Origin of the sequence: Clostridium pacaense, from assembly GCF_020709765.2 — a bacterium.
GTDB classification, from domain to species: domain Bacteria; phylum Bacillota; class Clostridia; order Lachnospirales; family Lachnospiraceae; genus Enterocloster; species Enterocloster hominis.
Genome location: NZ_JAJFEB020000006.1, coordinates 255,923 through 274,273, shown reverse-complemented (window position 1 = coordinate 274,273; position 18,351 = coordinate 255,923). Strand labels below are relative to the sequence as shown.

The following is an 18,351-nucleotide window of genomic DNA, read 5'->3' as shown; positions in this document are numbered from 1 at the left end:
GGTGCCTTACATATCACTCTTCCAATGCAGCTGATGCAGCTGCCCCATAAGCTCCATCTCCTCAAACCCATGCTGCCTAAGCGCCTCATACAGCACAATGGAAACAGAATTGGACAGGTTCAGGGAACGGATATCGCCCCACATGGGGATACGGACGCAGTGGTCCTCGTTCTCTACCAGGATTTCCTCGGGAATCCCAGCGCTTTCCTTACCAAACATCAGGTAGCAGTCTGTTTCGTATTTCATATCGGAGTAAACCTTGTGGGCCTTGGTGGTAGCAAAGTACATGCGCCCCAGGGCATCCGGGTTGCGCTCCAGGAAATCCTGGTAATCACTGTACACGGTCACGTCCAGCTTGTCCCAGTAATCCAGGCCAGCCCGCTTAAGCGCCTTCTCATTCAGCTTGAAACCCAGAGGCTCAATCAGATGGAGCCTGGTCTGGGTAGCCACGCAGGTGCGGCCGATGTTGCCTGTGTTGGACGGCATTTCCGGCTCCAGTAATACTACGTTCATCATAATACAGTCACGCCTTTCCGTCCAGCCTGTTAATAAAGCGCTCAATCCGGCTTAAGGCTTCCTTCAGGTTCTTTAATGAGTAAGCATAGGAAATCCTTACAAATCCCTCACCGCAGTCCCCGAACGCGGTTCCCGGCACAACTGCCACCTTTTCCTCCTGCAGCAGCCTGGTTGCAAACTCCTCTGAAGTCATGCCAAACCGTTTGATGTTGGGAAAGGTATAGAATGCGCCCTTTGGCTCAAAGCACTCGATTCCCATCTCAGCAAATGCATGAAGAAGGAAACGGCGGCGCTGGTTATAGGATTCGCGCATCATGGCCACATCTGGGTCCCCATTCTTAAGGGCAGAGATGGCTGCGTACTGACTGGTGGTGGGGGCGCACATGATGGCGTACTGGTGAATCTTGAGCATCTGCTCCAGTATGGCCGCCGGGGCAGCTGCATAGCCCAGACGCCAGCCAGTCATGGCGTATGCCTTGGAAAATCCGTTAATCAGGACGGTCCGCTCCTTCATGCCCGGGAATGACGCAATGGTCACATGCGGCTCATCCCCATATGTAAGCTCGGAGTATATCTCATCGGATACAACAAACAAATCCTTTTCCAGCACGATTTCAACAATCTTCTCCAGGTCTTCCCGTTCCATGATTGCGCCTGTGGGGTTGTTGGGAAAGGGAAGCACAAGAATCTTGGTCTTGTCCGTTATCTTCTCCAGCAGCTTCTCCGGGGTCAGCCTGAACTGGTCTTTTTCTTCCAGCTGGATTGCCACGGGTACGCCATCCGCAAGAGTGACACAGGGCATGTAGGACACGTAGCTGGGCTGGGGAACCAGGACCTCATCCCCGTCATTGAGCATGGCCCGCATGGCAAGGTCAATGGCCTCGCTGCCGCCCACCGACACCAGGACTTCCCGGTCCGGGTCATAGGTCACGCCACATCTGCGCTTTAAGTATTCGCAGATTTCTACCTTCAGTGGCTTCAAGCCTGCATTGGAGGTATAAAAGGTGCGTCCCTTTTCCAGGGAATAGATGCCTTCCTCCCGGATATGCCAGGGGGTTTCAAAATCCGGTTCGCCCACGCCAAGGGAGATTGCATCCTTCATCTCGCTTACAATATCAAAAAATTTGCGGATGCCTGAGGGCGGTATGTTTACAATTTTTTCTGATAAGGGATTTCTCATGGGGTAATCAACATCCTTTCATCCTGTACCGGCTCACTTATGATGGTGCCGTGGTCTTTGTACTTTTTCAGTACGAAATGGGTTGCAGTGCTGAGGACAGACTCCATCGGCGCCAGTCTGTCAGATACGAACTGTGCCACCTGGCGCATGGTCTTTCCTTCAATGAATACAGTGAAATCATAGGCGCCGCTCATGAGGTAAACCGCCTCCACCTCGCTGTACTGGTATATGCGCTCTGCAATTTTGTCAAATCCCATGCCTCTCTGAGGGGTCACCTTCACCTCGATGAGGGCAACCACCTTCTCATCGCTGGTATTGTCCCAGTTAATCAGGGTATGGTATCCGCAGATGATGTGTTCCTTCTCCATCTGCGCTATCTCATTGGCAACCGCTACTTCACTTTCCCCCAGCAGGACCGCCAGGTCTTTAATATCAATCCTGCTGTTCTTCTCAATGACTGCAAGAATCTTCTCTCTCATGTTCAACATCCTCCATCCTGATTATTATATTGTAGTGACAATTTTAAGCAGTTCATCCGGCTTTGGCCGTTCCAGATAGCCAGCTGTCTCTTCTCCGTGACGTATCTGCCTTGCAATGCCCTCTGTCACACATCCGATGACTGCCGCCGGAATCCCTTGCGCGCTTAATCTTCTGACCAGCTGTCCTCCCCGGTCAGCCGCCATGACAACACAGTTGCCGCACAGCAGTCTGTAAGGATTCAGCTCATATAATTCACAAATCTCCACCGTTATCTGCCGGATAGGAAACAACCTCAGATCCACATCAATCCCGGCATTAAAAATCCCGGATAAATTCCAAAGGGCAGCTAACACGCCGCCCTCTCCTGCATATTCGTAGGACGACACAGGGCAGCTGCCCTGTGCAGTCTCACATTCCATCCATTGTTTTACGGAAATGTCTTCCGTCTGGTCCAGACACCTTAAGAACATAGGGGAAAAATGTGCCTCAAGTTCTTCCCTCTTACATTGGCCAATCCTGCGTGTACCCTCAAAACCAGTGAAGCCAGCCATCACCAGATCCTGGCCTGGTATCATGAAGCCATCCCGCTTCTCAAACCCTTCCGGGCCCTGGCCTGCAGTCCTCATCCCGCTGCCTCCGGTATGGGCGTTACCACCGGGGCTGCCGGGGCCGGATCAGCTGGCGCCGCCGGTGCTGGCGCTGAATCCGCCGGGGCTGCCGGGGCCGGATCCGCTGGGGCTGCCGGAGCCGGACTCTCCGGGGCCGGCTGTGTGACTCCAGGTCCGCCGTCAACGCCGGTTGCTGGCGCTGTCTCCGCCGGGGCCGTCTCCACAGGCGCTGTCATATTGGGATCCGGGGGTACAACAGCCGGAAGGGCTGGCCCTACCCGGTAGATTGCCTTGGATGCATTATAGGTATCCTTATTGAGAAGGGTCCTTTCCTGCTCCACGCCGTCCACGGTCACCACTTTCCAAAGCCTGGACTTAAGTCCTGTATGGGAAGACTGTACCTTGACCTGGGCGCCTGGAGCCAGGGAATTGTCCACAATCAGCTGGGGTTCTCCCGGGCTGGTGCTTCCAATTGTCTCCGAAACAAACTCCACCTTGCGGTTAGCCGGCCTGGTTTCCTTACCATAAATGGTAAATGTCAGTTTTTTGCCTTCGGTATACCCCTCCACATAAATGGGGGTGCCGTAATTGTTCTTAATCTTAAGATCCTTGTATGTGCCTGCAATGGCAGCATCCCTGGACGGTTTGACATAGGTTACTATCATGGAGTGGTTCTGTCTCTGGACAATCTCCACTTCTGCTTCCAGCGATGCATTATACAGTGTGGTGGAAATCTGGCACACACCTCCGCCAATGCTGTCAACTACCTGGCCATTCTCATAAGCCGCCGCTGTGCGGTAGCCGTTGGCGGTTGTAAATGGCTGCAGGCATTCATAGCCGGAAAGTACATCCCCGGGCATGAGCAGATGGCCGTTAATCTTGGCCGCGCCTACTGCCAGGTTGGTGGAGCGCGATGCGCCGCTGCTGCTGAAATCGGTTGTATAGGTACCCAGCACATCCTGAATGGTTGCCAGGTCCTCGCTTGTAATGGCAGGCTGCTGTTCCGTTACCTGGGCCGTTACCTTAACTGGTTCTTCTAATCCGCCTTCCAAGGCTTCGTTGAGCGCTGCTTCTGTTGCCGCCGCGTCAACCACCTTGCCTGCCACGGAGTCCGTGATGACAAACTGGCCGTTCTCCCTTGTAATGGACGCATCCTGGGGCTGTGCCGTCACAGCCTGGCACTGGGTGTCCACAAAGGCCTTTACCTTATCGGAATCCACCGCCGTGTCCAGTTCCAGGTCCACGGGCGCCGCCGCCAGGTCCTTCTGAACCATATACTGTTTAATCAGGCTGCCTCCCGCATACTGGCTGGCCGCCTCGTCTACTGCCTGTTCATTGCTCCAGTGAAAGCCCAGTTCCCTTGCCGTGGTTTCCACATCCTGTCCGTCCACGCTCAGAATCACCTTCTGACCCGCCAATCCGTCCACATACTGTTCCACCGCTGCCTTTGCCTCTTCGGCCGTCATCCCCGCCAGACTCTGGCTGCCTGCGCTGATACCCTCAGGCAGTACGGGAGCGGCCCAGGCCATCACTGGAAATGCCGCAAGCAGCCCCATACTGATGACTGCCGCCAATCCGGCATTTCCTATTGCTTTTCTCATAATTTCTCCTCTTCCCGATTTTAATTCAATGCTGCGGATCCAGAATCCCAGCACCAGTACTACTTAGTACATCAAAGCACTGAGCGCCATGGGCACGATCATTGCCAGCACTAAAACCACTACAATGACAGTGGAAATGATTTTCTTAAATTTAGGATCACTCATATTCATCATGTACATTCACCTCTTTATAATAATATGCCTCAGAATCTCTTACTTAGTCTGCTGCAGACCACTCTTTTTAAGAGATTTGTCTTGGTATTCTTCCATACTGGGAGATAATGGTGTCAATCATCCGCGATGCCTGACTGCGGCTCATGTCTTCTATCTGCACAGTTATGTCTATTCTATGACATTTTAATAAATCCTGCAAGTATTCTTTTTGCCTTTTTGTAGCCGCCTGGTCCCTTTTTGCTTTATAAATCAATGGTTTGGGGTCAAACATGGATGGCTGGTCCTGGCCGTGGCGTGACATCAGCTCCTGATAGAGCAGATGGGCGGCCTCCGCATCCGCCTGGGCCCGGTGGGCCGTGGACTGTGGAACATGGAAATAGGAACAGGCGCAGGACAGGTTCTTCCTGGTCTCTCCTGTCATAAATGCACGGCACAGTGTCAGGGTGTCTATGCCTTCACGTTCAAACTCCAGACGCCGGTTGACCGCCGCATGTTTTAAAAAGCTGTAATCAAACCGGATATTATGGCCAAGAAGGGGAAGGTCACCGCAGAACTTCACCACATCTTCTATGAGTTCCTCAATGGGAGGCGCGTCCGCCAGCATCCCGTCCGTGATTCCTGTGAGCTGGGTAATATATGCTCCAAGGCTCCGGCCTGGATTTACAAATGTGACGTATCTTTGGGAAATGACGCCATCCACTACTTTTAAGGCGGCTATCTCCGTTATTTTCTCCTGCTTTGGCTCCAGTCCCGTTGTTTCCAGGTCCAGGGCTATGTATGAATTTGTCATTGTTTTACATTTTCTCCTATTCTTCGCGGCTCGGGCAATCTTCCCTTAGAAAGCACTGGCCGCACCCCGGCCTGCGGGCAATACAGATGGTCCTTCCCAGGGTTATGATATGGATATTCCAGAGAATCCAGTGGTCCTTCGGCAGTACCTTCATCAAATCATATTCAATTTTCTCCGGGTCCTCTTCCTTGGTAAGCCCCAGCTTCCTGGAAATCCGTTTCACGTGGGTGTCTACCACGATACTTGGCTCATTGTAAACATTGCCGCGGATTACGTTGGCAGTCTTGCGTCCAACGCCGGCCAGGGAGGTCAGATCTTCTATCGTATCCGGCACCTGGCCCCCGAACTTCTCCACCAGGTCTTTGCAGCAGGCAATGATGTTCTTTGCCTTCATATGATAAAAGCCAGTGGAATGGATGTCTTTCTCCAGCTCCTTAAGGTCGGCGGCCGCGAATTTCTCCAGGGTGTCGTACTTTTTAAACAGGTCCGCGGTCACGATATTAACCCTGGCATCCGTGCACTGGGCGCTCATGATGACGGCAATCAGTAATTGCCATGGGGTTTCGTGGTTCAGGTAGCACCGGTATTCAATTCCGTACTCCTTGTCCAGCGCGTTGAGGATGCGCTCAATCCGGGCGGCCTGCTCCTTTTTTGTCTCACGTTTTTTGGACGGTTTTCCAGATGAGGGCTTGGAGGCGGATGGGCGGGCGGGGGATGGCGGGATTGTTGTCGGGGATTTTGTTGTCGGGACTTTTGTTGTTGGGGCTTTTGCTGCCGGGGCTTTTGTTGTTGGGGCTTTTGCTGCCGGGGCTTTTGTTGTTGGGGCTTTCATTGCTGATTCCTTTACTGTTTGGGCTTTTACTGCTGTTTTTTTCATTATTTACTTCCTTTATCCATTATCAGTCTTATCTATCACACACGCCCTGGCATTATAGGTCAAAGGATTCCGGTTCCTGTAATCAAACAGGACAAGGGTTCCATCAGCCATGGCTTCCACATGGGCCATTTTACTCATCTGCCTGGAATCATAACCTTTGTAGTCTGTAAGATACCGCGGGGCCTTTTCCTCTTTTATGAAGAAATCCTTTATTTGGGCTTTGAACGCTGACTGGTCACGGGCAAATCCAGGACGGCTTTTGACATTTTCCCGAAGGTAAAGGTCAGTCATAAGAAGGTCACGGTATGTTTCCAGCTCACGTTGGGGCGTATCATCCAGATGGACCGGTTCCGCCAGCTTGGCCTGCTGTTTCGGACAGTGTGGTCTGGACATATCATCTGCATACACGGCCGCATTATCTGCATGCCCTATTACATCATAGGTCTGCCCACCAAACAAAATGAGGCGCTCCTTTATAATATCAAACAGGATTTCATACCTGGCAATCCGGTTGTGGCTGATTCCCGCCAGTCCGCGGTTCCTGTAATACTCTCCCATGAAGTAAAACATATCGTATGGGGATGCGAACTCCTTTTCAAAGGCTTTCAGCGTACAGGTAAACTGTCTGCTGTTGTAGTAGACCTCCACCATATCCTCCACTTCCTTTAATTCGAGAATGCCGTCATAGGACAGCCATCTGGTGGAGAGGACTTCATAGGGAGGAAGGGATGAGTAGGTAAGTCCGTAAGCCGAAGCCATCTCTTCCATATAAGAACCCTTCAGAACCTTCAGGAACCCCAGCTGAAGCTGTTCCGGTTCCATGGCATACACATCGTTAAAGGAACGCCGGAAGCTGTCCATGCCTTCATAGGGCAGTCCTGCAATTAAATCCAGATGCTGGTGTACATTCCTGCCCTGGTCAATCCTGGCGGTAATGCGCTGTATTTCCTGCAGGTCGGTTTTGCGCCGTATGGCCTCCAATGTCTGTGTATTGGTGGTCTGAACGCCGATTTCCAGCTGCACCAGACCGGGGCGCATCTTTGCGAGAAGTTCCATCTCCTCTTCACCCAACAGGTCGGCCGCTATCTCAAAATGGAAGTTGGTGACACCGTTGTCATGCTCCTGTATGAATTTCCAGATGGCCATGGCATGGCTCTTTTTGCAATTAAACGTCCTGTCCACGAATTTCACCTGCGGGACCCTGGCATCCAGGAAATAGCAAAGTTCCTCCTTAACCAGTTCCAAATCCCGGAACCGCACCTGCTTGTCTATGGATGAAAGACAGTAACTACAGGAAAATGGACAGCCTCTGCTGCTTTCATAATAGATAATCCTGTGCTCCAAATCCTCCAATTCCACGGTATGATAGGAAAATGGAATCCTGCTCAGGTCCATCACCGGACGGATTCCTGTATCTGTGATTGTACCATCAGGATTGCGGTAAGTCAGACCGGGGATTTCTGACAAGCCAGGGCGGGGACTAGATCGTGTTTGAAAATTGCTTTCCGTCAGCTGTGCGTCACACTTTGTGGGAGATTTGGTCCCGATGAGGGAGGCGCAGCGGGCTACGTTGACCGAATTGGGACCAAATATGCCGCAAAGTGGGGCGTGCAGATGGCGGGAATGAATTTTCAAACACGCTCTAGCGGAACCTGGTATATTGCAGCAGGTAAGGCCACTGGCGTCTGACATACCGCAAGCAGAAGGGCCGCTGGCGCCTGACATATCACAGACAGAAGGGCCGCCGGCGTCTGACTGGCCACATGTATCCCCTTTCCCGTCCTGGCCTGCTCCTCCACAATATCCTTCATTTTCCCTCAGGTTATCCACATAATACTGGGCCAGCTGTGCAAATGTCTCCTCACCTTCACCCTTCATGATTCCTGTGACAGAAGGATTTTCCCTCAAAACCTTCTCAGAGTCAAAGGATACCTCGGGTCCGCCGAACCAGATGGGAATGCCGGGCAGTACCTTTTTAAGGTCGGCTGCCAGGGCGCGGATGGCTCCGATATTCCAGATATAACAGGAAAACCCGATTACATCGGGTCTTCTCCTGTAGATGTCCTGCAGACAGGCATCCATCTGATGGTTGATGGTATATTCTGCAAGTTCGATTGTGGCCTGCCGCGGCCGGAAGCTGTCCAGCTGCTGCCCAGCATATGCCTTCAGGCTGTAAATACCAAGGTTGGAATGGATATACTTGGCGTTGACAGCCACCAGTAATATTTTCATGGGATTTATACCTCTATTTCAATCTTCCTGCCCGTGGGCTGGTACTGGTAATAACGCACACCAGCTGCGTTCAGCATGCGTTTGGACGCCCTGACGGCAGGAGTCTCTGCATACTTGTCCTCCCCATAGATAATGGTCTTGATTCCGGCCTGGATAATGGCTTTGGCACACTCGTTGCATGGGAACAGGGTCACGTACAGCTTGCTTCCCTCCAGGCTTCCTCCCCTGTAGTTAAGGATAGCATTTAACTCGCTGTGTGTGGAGTAGAAATATTTGGAATTATAGGGGTCTTCCTCCTGCTTTTCCTTACCCCATGGAAATTCGTCATCTGAGCATCCCTTTGGGAACCCATTGTAGCCCATGGACAGGATCTTGTTGTCCTGGCTCACGATACACGCACCTACCTGGGTGCTGGGATCCTTGGACCGTCTGCCTGACAGCAGGGCAACCCCCATAAAATATTCATCCCATGTTATATAATCCGCACGCTTTCCAGTCACTGCTGCATTCCTCCTTCTTAAGTCTTCAATTAATGGAATATTTCTTGGAGCGTATTATATCACATAATCCGGCATTTTCCTATTGTTTTCGGACTTTATGCAGGGTATCCCAAAGATGGGTATCCGTCCCTGGGGCCTTCTCCTCCATGGGCCGGGTGATTTCTTAATTGAAAAGCAAAAAATGGTTTCCAGCCCACAACCGCAGGCTGGAAACCATTTTTACATCACAACATTCACCTTCATGTAATCCCCGGGATTCTTCTCGATATCAATGATTGTCTCAGGCGCTTCTTCTATGGAAATGACCTTGGTGAGTATCTTCCGGGCATCCACCTTTCCTGAATAGATCAGGTCAATGGCCTCCTCAAACTCATTGGCACTGGTGCGGGCGCCGCGGATGTCCACCTCTTTCTTGGTAATCACATCCGTGGGAAGGGGCGTCTCCTTCTTTGGCCAGCCTGTTAGGGTAATACGCCCTGCGTTGGACACAAGGTCCAGGGTAGAGCGCACGGCCGGGTTTGCTCCGGAACATTCCATCACCAGTTCAGCCATCCGTCCATTGGTATACTCTGAAACCCTGGCCGCTGTATCCTCCCTGCCGGAGTTGATGGTATACTGTACACCCAGTTTCCTTGCCTCCTCCAGCCGTTCATCCACCAGGTCTATCATGATGGGATGGGCGCCGTACGAAATGGCTGCCATGGCCGCCAGGATGCCGATGGGACCTGCTCCTATGATTGCCACATGCTCCCCTGCCTTTAAACCTCCCCTGTGGATTCCGTGGAGTGCAATGGTAAGGGGTTCGGCAATGGGTGCCAGCTCCCAAGGCATATCCTTTGGCAGCTTCCACAGCATATCTGCCGGATGGACAAAATATTCAGCCATCCCGCCCTCTACATGGACGCCCAGCACGTTTAAGTCCGTACAGCAATTGGTGCGGCCGATGGAACAGGGATAACAGGAGCCGCAGTAGAGATAGGGGTCGACAATTACATGGTCTCCTGCTTTCAGGCCCTTTTTATTATTCTCCGGTATGGACAGGATTTCCCCTGCCACCTCATGACCGATGATACGCGGATATGTAACCAGTCCGTTGGTGCCGCGGAACGCACCAATGTCGCTTCCGCAGATTCCTGCCGACCTGACCTTAATCAGGGCTTCATTTTCTCCTGCTTCCGGTCTGTCAACCTCAACGCACCTGACCTTCCACGGCTCGTCATATTTGATTGCATACATAATCTTTCCTACCTCTCTTCTTTCATAGCTTTGTGCATGGATATCTACATGGCCAGTACTTCATTCCATTTCTCCTCCACCACAGGAATCCCGTTTTCACGGTTCTCCCGGATGGCATTTAACTCAGGCTCGCCTGGGTACAGGACCTGGCCGCCTTCCTTTTCGGGAACAGAGGATTTAACATCGTTGACAATGTCCGTCACTATCCGGTCCGTCAGTTCCGGTGTGTTGGCCTTCGACGGGTCAATTGCAATCATGACCTGGGTAAGGCCGACCTCGTCCCCAAAGGTTCCTATGGTATGTACGGAGTTCCCATTGGAAAGCACGGTTGCAATCAGGTCCAGGGCAATGGAAATGCCGCTTCCCTTCCAGTATCCCATGGGCAGCACGCGCCAGGTTTTCTCAATCTCCGCAGGGTCCGTGGTCAGATTGCCCTTGGTGTCATATCCGCCTGGTACTGGCAGTTTAATGCCCTTCAGCTTGCAGTCCTCCATCTTGCCATAGGAGAACTGGGATACGGCGCAGTCAATTACAACATGCTCCCCATTACTTCTTGGGATTGCCATGATAAACGGGTTGTTTCCAATCTTCTTGTCAATACCGCCCCATGCAGGCATGTTGGGCTGTGTGTTGGACCAGCAGATTCCGATGCATCCCTGGTCGGCTGCCTGCCATCCATAGCTTCCGCCGCGCATCCAGTGGTTGTTGTTGCCCAGCGCCACAACACCGATGCCATACTGTTTGGCCAGTTCCACGGCGCGGTCCATGGCCTTCTTGGCATTCAGGGGGCCGAATCCCCTGTGTCCGTCCCAACGCTCAAACGCGCCCATGGCCATCTCACAGTCAGCCGTGACCTGCGGGTCAATCTCCCCTTTTTTCAGGTAATCAATTACCCTGGGAAAACGGTTCAGACCATGGGAATATACGCCCGCCAGGGAATTCTGGGCAAATATCCCTGCAGCATCCTCTGCATTTTCTTCCGTAAATCCGTATTTTACCAGAACACGTTTAAATTCGTTTACCATATCCTCATATTTTACTCTCATCTTCTTCTCCTCTCATCCTCCCCTTTTCAGGGGCTGCGCTGCGGTTCACCGGCCCGGCATCTGACGGTGTACCAGAACCGAAGCCAGTATCACTCCTGCCGCAATACCGATGGCCGCCTCTGCCGTATTGGACAGATAGATGCGGAACTGCTGCATTTCCTTTAACACGGCATAACTCATGGTGTAGTACAGGCCGCCTCCCGGTACCAGGGGTATCAGGCACGGGAGCAGGAACACCACCACCGGGGCCTTTCGCTTCCTGGCCATTGCTTCCGAATATAGGGTTGCAAATACCGAGGCTGCCACGTTGCTTATGAAAATGCTTTCCCATCTGCAAAATATCACGCTGTATAAAAACCAGCCAATGCCGCCTCCGGCCGCCACCACAGGAAGGCGCTCATTCCTTACCTTGTAGACAATGCCAAAGGCCAGGGAGCCAAGGGCAGCGGTAAGGGTCTGGAAGCCTAATTCCTGAAAGCATGATTCCTGAAGCCAGGAGCCGGCTGCCGCTATTCCTGAAACCATCATTTCCCTATAATCCTCCCAGCAGTATCAGCGGAACCCCGAAGCCCGCGGCAATGGCTCCTGCTGTCAGGACTGCGTCTATACAGCTGAACAGTCCGTTGATGGCATTGTTGTTAAGCATATCCCTGACAGAGTTCATCAGGGCCATTCCCGGTATGAGCAGCATGATTGTGCCTATCATGATTTTGTCCGGCAAAAGCCCCAATCCCGTCCATCCCCAGCCCATCCCAAGAAAGCCGAGGATGACGGAGCAGAACGCAATGTATACAAACCGCTGCAGTCTTCTGCCCGCCATATGGCGGTCCATCTCAAACAGAAGGAAGCCTAATACCGCAGCGGCAGCCCCGTCCCTTAAACGCCCTCCGAAGAAGCAGGCAAAGGACGAGGCTGCCAGCATGTATCCAAACATGGTCTCCTGCCAGGGAACCGGATTTTTTTCCATGGACTCCTTAAATCTCCTGCTGATTTCCATGGCCGTCGGCCGTTCCCGGCAGATATAGCGGGACAGGGCGTTAAGCTCCTCCAGCCTGGCCATATTGGTGCCTATGCCATATATCCTTCTGGAGTCCGTGTATAGCCTTCCCGTGTCCTCCCTGATTGTCACAAGGATCAGGGAACGGATTGCGAATATATCCGCCCTTCCCAGGCCATAGGCGCCGCACAGGCGGTATATGGTGTCCTCCACCCGGTGTATCTCGGCTCCTGCTTCAAGCATTGCCTGCCCTATGTCCACAAACAGGTCCAGATAACGGTTAACTTCCATCATCAGTCAACGGTAACGCCCAGGAACCGGCATAATTCCTGGATACAGGCATCTTTATTCTCCTGGGTAAGCTCCACACCGAACATGAAACGGAAAATGACTTCCATCTGTCCGGCCAGCATCTTAAGCCCGGGTACGGTCTTAAGGCCCCTTGCCTTGGCGGCTGCGATTACCGGAGTGTCCGCCGGGTTGATGATGACGTCAAATACCACGCAGTCCTGCGGAAGATAGTCCATGAATCCCAGGTATTCATGGGTCTTACCGTATCCCGCCATTCCCAGGGGCGTCACCTGGAGGAACAGCTTTGCTGTCCCGGCCGCCTTGTCAAGGTTCTCCGGCGTGGATGCCAGGGCCTTTGTCTCCATGGACGTATGGGTGTTCAGTATGTCGGCGATTTCCTGTGCCTTTTCAACGGTCCTGTTTAATATGGTAAGCTTCCTGATTCCGTGCTTTGACAGCTCCAGCCCGATTACGCCGCTGATGCTGCCGCTTCCCAACATCACCGCCTCTTTCCCCTCAAGCTGGGCGCCGCTGCTAAGGATGGCGTTCAGGGCGCCCTTACCGTCCATGCCCACGCCGTGGCTGGTGCCGTCCCCGTCAATGCGGATTGCATTGACGGACTGGAATATCCTGGAACTTTCATCCACATCATCCAACAGGGGGATGATATCCTTTTTGTGGGGCATGGTAGGGGAAATGTAGCGGATGCCCAGCATTTTACATGCCTCCATGAACTGGGGCAGCTTTCCCTTTTCCACTTCCACCGGAAGCATGATTGCGTTCATGTCCAGTTCCCCAAACAGTTTGTTGTACGCCCTGGGCGCATTGGTCTTACCCATGGGGTCGCCTATATTTAACACAAGCTTTGTGTCCGTATTGAATTTAACATTTTCCAGATTCATGATACCCATTTCCCCCTTTATTTCCCGCTCTTGCCCAGATACACTTCCAGCAGCGCATCCTGGCTGGCGCCGTCGGAGGCATCCAGCTCTCCGGCTATCTTTCCGGTATTCAGCATGTAGGAGCGGTCGCTGACCTTTATTGCCATCCTGGCGTTCTGCTCCACCAGGAGGATTGTGATCCCTGTCTGTTTCAGCTTTTCAATGATGTTGAATACCTGCTCCACCACCAGCGGCGCAAGGCCCATGGATGGTTCATCTAACAAAAGGAGCTTGGGGTCCGACATCATGGCCCTTCCGATGGCCAGCATCTGCTGCTCGCCCCCGGACAGCGTCCCGCCCATCTGGCCTTTCCTCTCCGCAAGGCGCGGGAAAAACTCAAATACCTGGTCTAATATCCTCTGGTCCAGCGCTTTGTCTGCAGCCCTTGTGTAGGAGCCGATGGCAAGGTTTTCCATAACCGTGGCATCGGCGAATATCTTACGCCCCTCCGGTACGATGGAGATTCCCATGGGGATGATTTCATGGGATTTCTTTCCCACAAGCTCCCCGCCCTGGTACTTGATGGAGCCGCTTTCAATATGTACCGTGCCGATGATGGATTTTAAAAGGGTTGACTTGCCTGCGCCGTTGGCTCCCAGCAGAGAAACCAGCTCTCCCCTGTCCACATGGATGTTTATGTCCTTGATGGCTTTAATCATCCCATAGCTGGAATGTAAGCCGGATATGTCTAAAACCGTTTCCCTCTGGCCCATTAAGAATCACTCCTTCCCAGGTACGCCTCGATTACTTCCTCATTGTTCTGAATCTCTTCCGGAACCCCGTGGGCAATCCTCGCGCCATAGTTTAACACCGTGATATCATCTGAAATGTTCATGATCAGGTCCATGTCATGTTCCACTATCAGGACGGATATACCAAAGTCATTGCGGATGCCCCGGATGGTCCTTATGAGCTCCTCCTTTTCCTGGGCATTCATACCTGCTGCCGGTTCATCCAACAGGAGGATCTTGGGCTGGGTGGCCATGGCCCTGGCGATTTCCAGCAGCCGCTGGTGGCCGTAAGGCAGGCTGGAGGCCAGCTCATCCTTTAAATCCGCAATCTTTAAATACTCCAGAAGCTCCTCGCTCTTTTTACGGATATCCCTGTCCTCTTCCAGCATTTTCCTGCGGTTGTAGATGATGTTGAACAGTCCGGCCCGGCTCCGGCAGTGGAAGCCTGTCATGACATTTTCCACTGCCGTCATTTTCTTGAACAGACGGATGTTCTGGTAGGTCCTGGCGATTCCCATGTCCACTATCTTATATGGGGCGCAGCCACAGATGGAGCTGCCCTCAAAGAAGATATCGCCTTTGGTCACCTGGTATACGCCGGTAATGATATTGAATACCGTTGTCTTTCCTGCGCCGTTGGGACCAATCAGGGAACAGATCTGGTTTTTCTCTATCTTAAGGTCAACTTCAGAAACAGCTGTCAGGCCGCCGAATTGTTTTGTAACTCCCTTTAATTCCAATACTGCCACAATCCTCACCTGTCCTTTCCGTCGAATTTAGCCTGTGCATAGCCAATGAGTTTTTTCGCATAGGGCGTGATGCCGCCCGGATAGCGGATAATGACCGTCAGAAGGATGACCCCGTACACAACCATGCGCCAGTCTCCCAGGAAACGCAGGGCTTCCGGAAGGATATTCATGATAATGGCGCCAATCACAGGCCCGATGGTGGTTCCCATGCCTCCCATGATGGCTGTCCACAGGAACATGTTGGAATCGTTGCTGGTAAAGCTGTCAGGGCTTACATAGTGGATCATCATGGCGTACAGCACGCCTGCCACCGCGGAGTAGACCGCAGACAGCACGAATGCCCTGATTTTGAAGGTAGTGATATTGATTCCCGTAAGCTCGGCAACCTTGTCATCATCACGGATTGCCATGAACGCCCTTCCTGTCCTGGACTTCATCAGCCATTTCTGGTACATGATTCCGATGAACACGAAAAATGCAATCAGATAGTAATATTTGAACAGTGTATCAAATTTGAACCCAAACAGGTCCGGCGCCTTGATTCCCACCACCCCGGCCGGGCCATTGGTAAGGTCAATCCAGTTCACCAGCACCATCCTGACAATCTCGCCAAAGCCAATGGTCAGAAGGGCCAGATAGCTGCCCCGCACCTTAAGGGCCGGAATGGCAAGAACCACGCCGAACACGGCCGTCACCAGGATGGACGCGGGAAGCACCACGAAAAACGGGCAGCCCAGCTTTGTGTTCAGCAATGCCGTGGTATATGCGCCAATCCCATAAAAAGCCGCCTGCCCAAGGGACAGCTGTCCCGTGTACCCGGTCAGGATGTTCACCCCTGTACCAACAATGGCATAGATGCCTATCATATTGACAATCTGGATAATATATGCATTGGGAAGGAGGAAGGGCAGGATCAGGATTGCCGCCGTAACCACTGCAATTAAGGTAATTTTCTTTGTCTGCTTCATCACAATACCTCCCTACAGCTTCTGCTCGATGCGCTTGCCCAGGATCCCATTTGGCTTAAAATACAGGAACAGGAACAGCAGCACAAACGAGATGATATCCTTATAAGCAGCCGTGGCATACGTAGCCCCCAGCGCTTCCACAATCCCCAGTATGATTCCGCCAAGCATGGCCCCCACGATATTGCCGAACCCGCCCAGGATAGCAGCGGAAAATGCCTTCAGCCCAACCAGCGTACCCATGTCCACGCTTACATAGAAAATCGGTGAAAGAAGGATTCCGGCAATGGCTGCAAAGGCGGCGCTGATGCCGAATGTAACCAGCCTGCACTTATTCACATTGATGCCCATCATGGACGCGCCCTCGGAATCAGTGGCAGCCGCCCTCATCTGCTTACCGGTCTTGGTCTTATAAAAAAACAGCTGAAGCACCACCACAAGACATGCAGCCACACAGATAATCCCAATGTTCTGCGGCAGAAGCAGCAGCTGGCCCAGATTAATGGAATCCGTGCTGAACAGCGCCGGGAACACCTGAGGCTCAGCCCCCCAGATGACAATGGCCAGATTCTTCATGATGTAGGACACGCCCACCGTTGCAATCAGAAGATTGGTAAAAGAGCTGAACTCCAGCTTCCTGTAGATAAACCGCTCCAAGCAGCACCCGATGAACGCCGCCGCGATAATGGTCAGCACAATGGCCAGGGGGATGGGAATCCCCACCGTAATCAGGGTCAGGCAGATAAAAGCAGAAATCATAATCGTATCACCATGTGCAAAGTTCAGCATACCCAGTGATTTATATATCATGGTCACGCCAATGGCCAGCAAAGCATAGATGCTGCCATTGGTAAGACCGTTTAAAATCTGTTGAAAGACCATAGTATCCTCCTTACATTATGAGCACCCAGCATTATCCTTAACGCTTACGTGCAGTACAGTCATCCCCGCGGCTCTGTCTGTCATTAACACGCCGTCCTCAATCTATGGGCACGATGGTATGCTTGCCATCCACAATCTGCACAACCATCAAATCCTTAATCATCTCGCCATTGGAAGCAAAGTTATAGACACCTGCGGCTCCCTCAAAATCCTTGGTTGCCAAGAGCGCATCCCTGACAGCCTGCCCATCCAGCGAACCGGCCCTCTTAACTGCATCCGCCAGAAGATAAACCGAGTCATAAGCCTGAGGCGCATTCTGGTCATAGCTCTGCTGGTAAATCTCTTTATACTTCTTATCAAATGCCTGGACCTTCTCATCCGGGTTAGCCTCTGTAAAAGCAGTTGTAAAAATAAGCCCATTCACAGCATCCCCGCCCAGTTCAACCAGCTTAGGTGAATTAAATCCCGTACCGATAAGAGGCGCATCAATCCCATTCTGTTTCGCCTGCTTACAGATCAGCGCCGCCTCCGTATAATACCCCCAGAGGATAATGGCATCCGGCTCAGCCTGTTTCATCTTAGTCAGGTGCACGGAAAAATCCTTCTCACCCGAATTATACATTTCATTGGCCACCACATCGATCCCATACTCCGGCGCCAGCTCCTGGATAATGCCAAAGGCGCCGGTACCGAAATCAGACGACTCATAAAGCACGGCCACTTTCTGTCCATTTAATTTTTCCTTAAAATACTTAAACAACGTCTTTATATGGGTTGTATCCGTAGCAGTCGTACGGAAAATAAACTCATTCCCCTGCTCCACAATACTCTGTGCGCTGGAGCACGGTGTAATCTGCGGTATCTTAGAAGCCGCCGTAATCTCCATATCAGCAATGGTACAGGAACTGTTCAGCGCGCCGATCAGCGCCGTTATCTTATTCTGGTTCACCAGCTTCTGCGTAACCGTAACAGACTTTGCCGGAACCCCCTCATCATCTTCCTTCACAAGTTCAATCATATACTTCCCGTCAATACCGCCGGCCTCATTAATCTCATTCACAGCCATCTCAACCGCATTGGCCTGCACCAGACCGCTGGCCGCCGCATTCCCCGTAAGAGGTCCCACGCACCCCAGCACGACCGTCTCTTTTCCATCCTTCCCCTTCGTACCCCCCTGGCACCCCGACATCGTCCCCATAACCATGGCCGCCACCGTCAAAACCGCTGCTATCTTCCAATATCTTCTCATAAAATAAACCCCTTCCCTATCTATACTCTTAACTAACAGCTCCAAAAAACCTCACATCCACCAAAAGCAGGCCCCCTACCCACTTCCCAGCAAAAACCACAAAGCTCCACATCCCAGGCTTTCTAGCAACTCATATTCACCAAGCCGTGGCATGGCCAATCAATCTAAACCATTAAACTACGATATAGCCTGCCAACCAATCTTAACCACTAAGCCATGGCACGGCCTGCCAATCAATCTCAACCATTAAGCTACGGTACGGCTGCCACTCCTTCCCACCCAGTAAGCTGTGGTCCGGCCTGCCAA

Annotated in this window: 19 protein-coding genes; all 19 read right to left on the bottom strand. The window is 52.2% G+C overall.

Annotation, left to right across the window (positions count from 1 at the left end; translation table 11 throughout):
• Positions 1-6: 6 nt before the first annotated feature.
• Positions 7-513, bottom strand: coding sequence for a tRNA (cytidine(34)-2'-O)-methyltransferase (locus LK536_RS42700; protein WP_474911821.1), 507 nt, complete (start codon positions 511-513; stop codon positions 7-9).
• 10 nt (positions 514-523) lie between these two features.
• A complete protein-coding gene (locus tag LK536_RS42695) occupies positions 524-1,696 on the bottom strand; it encodes an aminotransferase class I/II-fold pyridoxal phosphate-dependent enzyme (RefSeq protein WP_008726189.1) in 1,173 nt (390 codons plus the stop codon).
• Complete coding sequence (locus tag LK536_RS42690) at positions 1,693-2,175, bottom strand: Lrp/AsnC family transcriptional regulator (protein WP_008726188.1); 483 nt, start codon at positions 2,173-2,175, stop codon at positions 1,693-1,695. The genes LK536_RS42695 and LK536_RS42690 overlap by 4 nt, the downstream gene beginning before the upstream one ends.
• 24 nt (positions 2,176-2,199) lie before the next feature.
• The gene (locus LK536_RS42685; protein ID WP_227794410.1) at positions 2,200-2,802 is read right to left on the bottom strand and encodes an AIR synthase family protein; all 603 of its coding nucleotides are present in this window, start codon (positions 2,800-2,802) and stop codon (positions 2,200-2,202) included.
• Positions 2,799-4,385: a VanW family protein gene (locus LK536_RS42680; RefSeq protein WP_227794411.1), complete on the bottom strand. Its 1,587-nt coding sequence runs from the start codon at positions 4,383-4,385 to the stop codon at positions 2,799-2,801. Before LK536_RS42680 ends, LK536_RS42685 begins: the two co-directional genes overlap by 4 nt.
• A 241-nt stretch (positions 4,386-4,626) precedes the next feature.
• A complete protein-coding gene (locus LK536_RS42675) occupies positions 4,627-5,349 on the bottom strand; it encodes a 3'-5' exonuclease (protein ID WP_008726182.1) in 723 nt (240 codons plus the stop codon).
• A 16-nt stretch (positions 5,350-5,365) separates the two neighbouring features.
• On the bottom strand, positions 5,366-6,181 hold the full coding sequence (gene nth, locus LK536_RS42670; protein ID WP_227794759.1) for an endonuclease III: 816 nt from the start codon (positions 6,179-6,181) through the stop codon (positions 5,366-5,368).
• A 57-nt stretch (positions 6,182-6,238) separates the two neighbouring features.
• Positions 6,239-8,458, bottom strand: a complete 2,220-nt coding sequence (locus LK536_RS42665) for a DUF4080 domain-containing protein (RefSeq protein WP_227794412.1) — start codon at positions 8,456-8,458, stop codon at positions 6,239-6,241.
• Positions 8,459-8,463: 5 nt separating this feature from the next.
• Positions 8,464-8,958, bottom strand: a complete 495-nt coding sequence (locus LK536_RS42660) for a deoxycytidylate deaminase (RefSeq protein ID WP_008726177.1) — start codon at positions 8,956-8,958, stop codon at positions 8,464-8,466.
• Positions 8,959-9,177: 219 nt separating this feature from the next.
• A complete protein-coding gene (locus tag LK536_RS42655; RefSeq protein ID WP_227794413.1) occupies positions 9,178-10,194 on the bottom strand; it encodes a zinc-binding alcohol dehydrogenase family protein in 1,017 nt (338 codons plus the stop codon).
• A gap of 44 nt (positions 10,195-10,238) precedes the next feature.
• Complete coding sequence (gene yiaK, locus LK536_RS42650) at positions 10,239-11,240, bottom strand: 3-dehydro-L-gulonate 2-dehydrogenase (RefSeq protein WP_227794414.1); 1,002 nt, start codon at positions 11,238-11,240, stop codon at positions 10,239-10,241.
• 45 nt (positions 11,241-11,285) lie between these two features.
• The gene (locus tag LK536_RS42645; protein WP_227794415.1) at positions 11,286-11,768 is read right to left on the bottom strand and encodes a threonine/serine exporter family protein; all 483 of its coding nucleotides are present in this window, start codon (positions 11,766-11,768) and stop codon (positions 11,286-11,288) included.
• 4 nt (positions 11,769-11,772) lie between these two features.
• Positions 11,773-12,531 carry a threonine/serine exporter family protein gene (locus LK536_RS42640; protein ID WP_227794416.1) on the bottom strand — a complete coding sequence of 253 codons (759 nt, stop codon included), beginning with the start codon at positions 12,529-12,531 and terminating at the stop codon, positions 11,773-11,775.
• Complete coding sequence (locus LK536_RS42635; protein ID WP_025483993.1) at positions 12,531-13,430, bottom strand: shikimate dehydrogenase family protein; 900 nt, start codon at positions 13,428-13,430, stop codon at positions 12,531-12,533. Before LK536_RS42635 ends, LK536_RS42640 begins: the two co-directional genes overlap by 1 nt.
• A 17-nt stretch (positions 13,431-13,447) precedes the next feature.
• Positions 13,448-14,182 (bottom strand): ABC transporter ATP-binding protein, encoded by a 735-nt coding sequence (locus LK536_RS42630; protein WP_227794417.1) that lies wholly within the window; start codon positions 14,180-14,182, stop codon positions 13,448-13,450.
• Positions 14,182-14,949, bottom strand: a complete 768-nt coding sequence (locus tag LK536_RS42625; RefSeq protein WP_025483995.1) for an ABC transporter ATP-binding protein — start codon at positions 14,947-14,949, stop codon at positions 14,182-14,184. Before LK536_RS42625 ends, LK536_RS42630 begins: the two co-directional genes overlap by 1 nt.
• A gap of 5 nt (positions 14,950-14,954) precedes the next feature.
• Positions 14,955-15,917: a branched-chain amino acid ABC transporter permease gene (locus LK536_RS42620; RefSeq protein ID WP_025483996.1), complete on the bottom strand. Its 963-nt coding sequence runs from the start codon at positions 15,915-15,917 to the stop codon at positions 14,955-14,957.
• 12 nt (positions 15,918-15,929) lie between these two features.
• A complete protein-coding gene (locus tag LK536_RS42615) occupies positions 15,930-16,796 on the bottom strand; it encodes a branched-chain amino acid ABC transporter permease (protein WP_227794418.1) in 867 nt (288 codons plus the stop codon).
• A gap of 97 nt (positions 16,797-16,893) precedes the next feature.
• A complete protein-coding gene (locus tag LK536_RS42610; protein ID WP_227794419.1) occupies positions 16,894-18,045 on the bottom strand; it encodes an ABC transporter substrate-binding protein in 1,152 nt (383 codons plus the stop codon).
• Between the last annotated feature and the right edge of the window lie 306 nt (positions 18,046-18,351).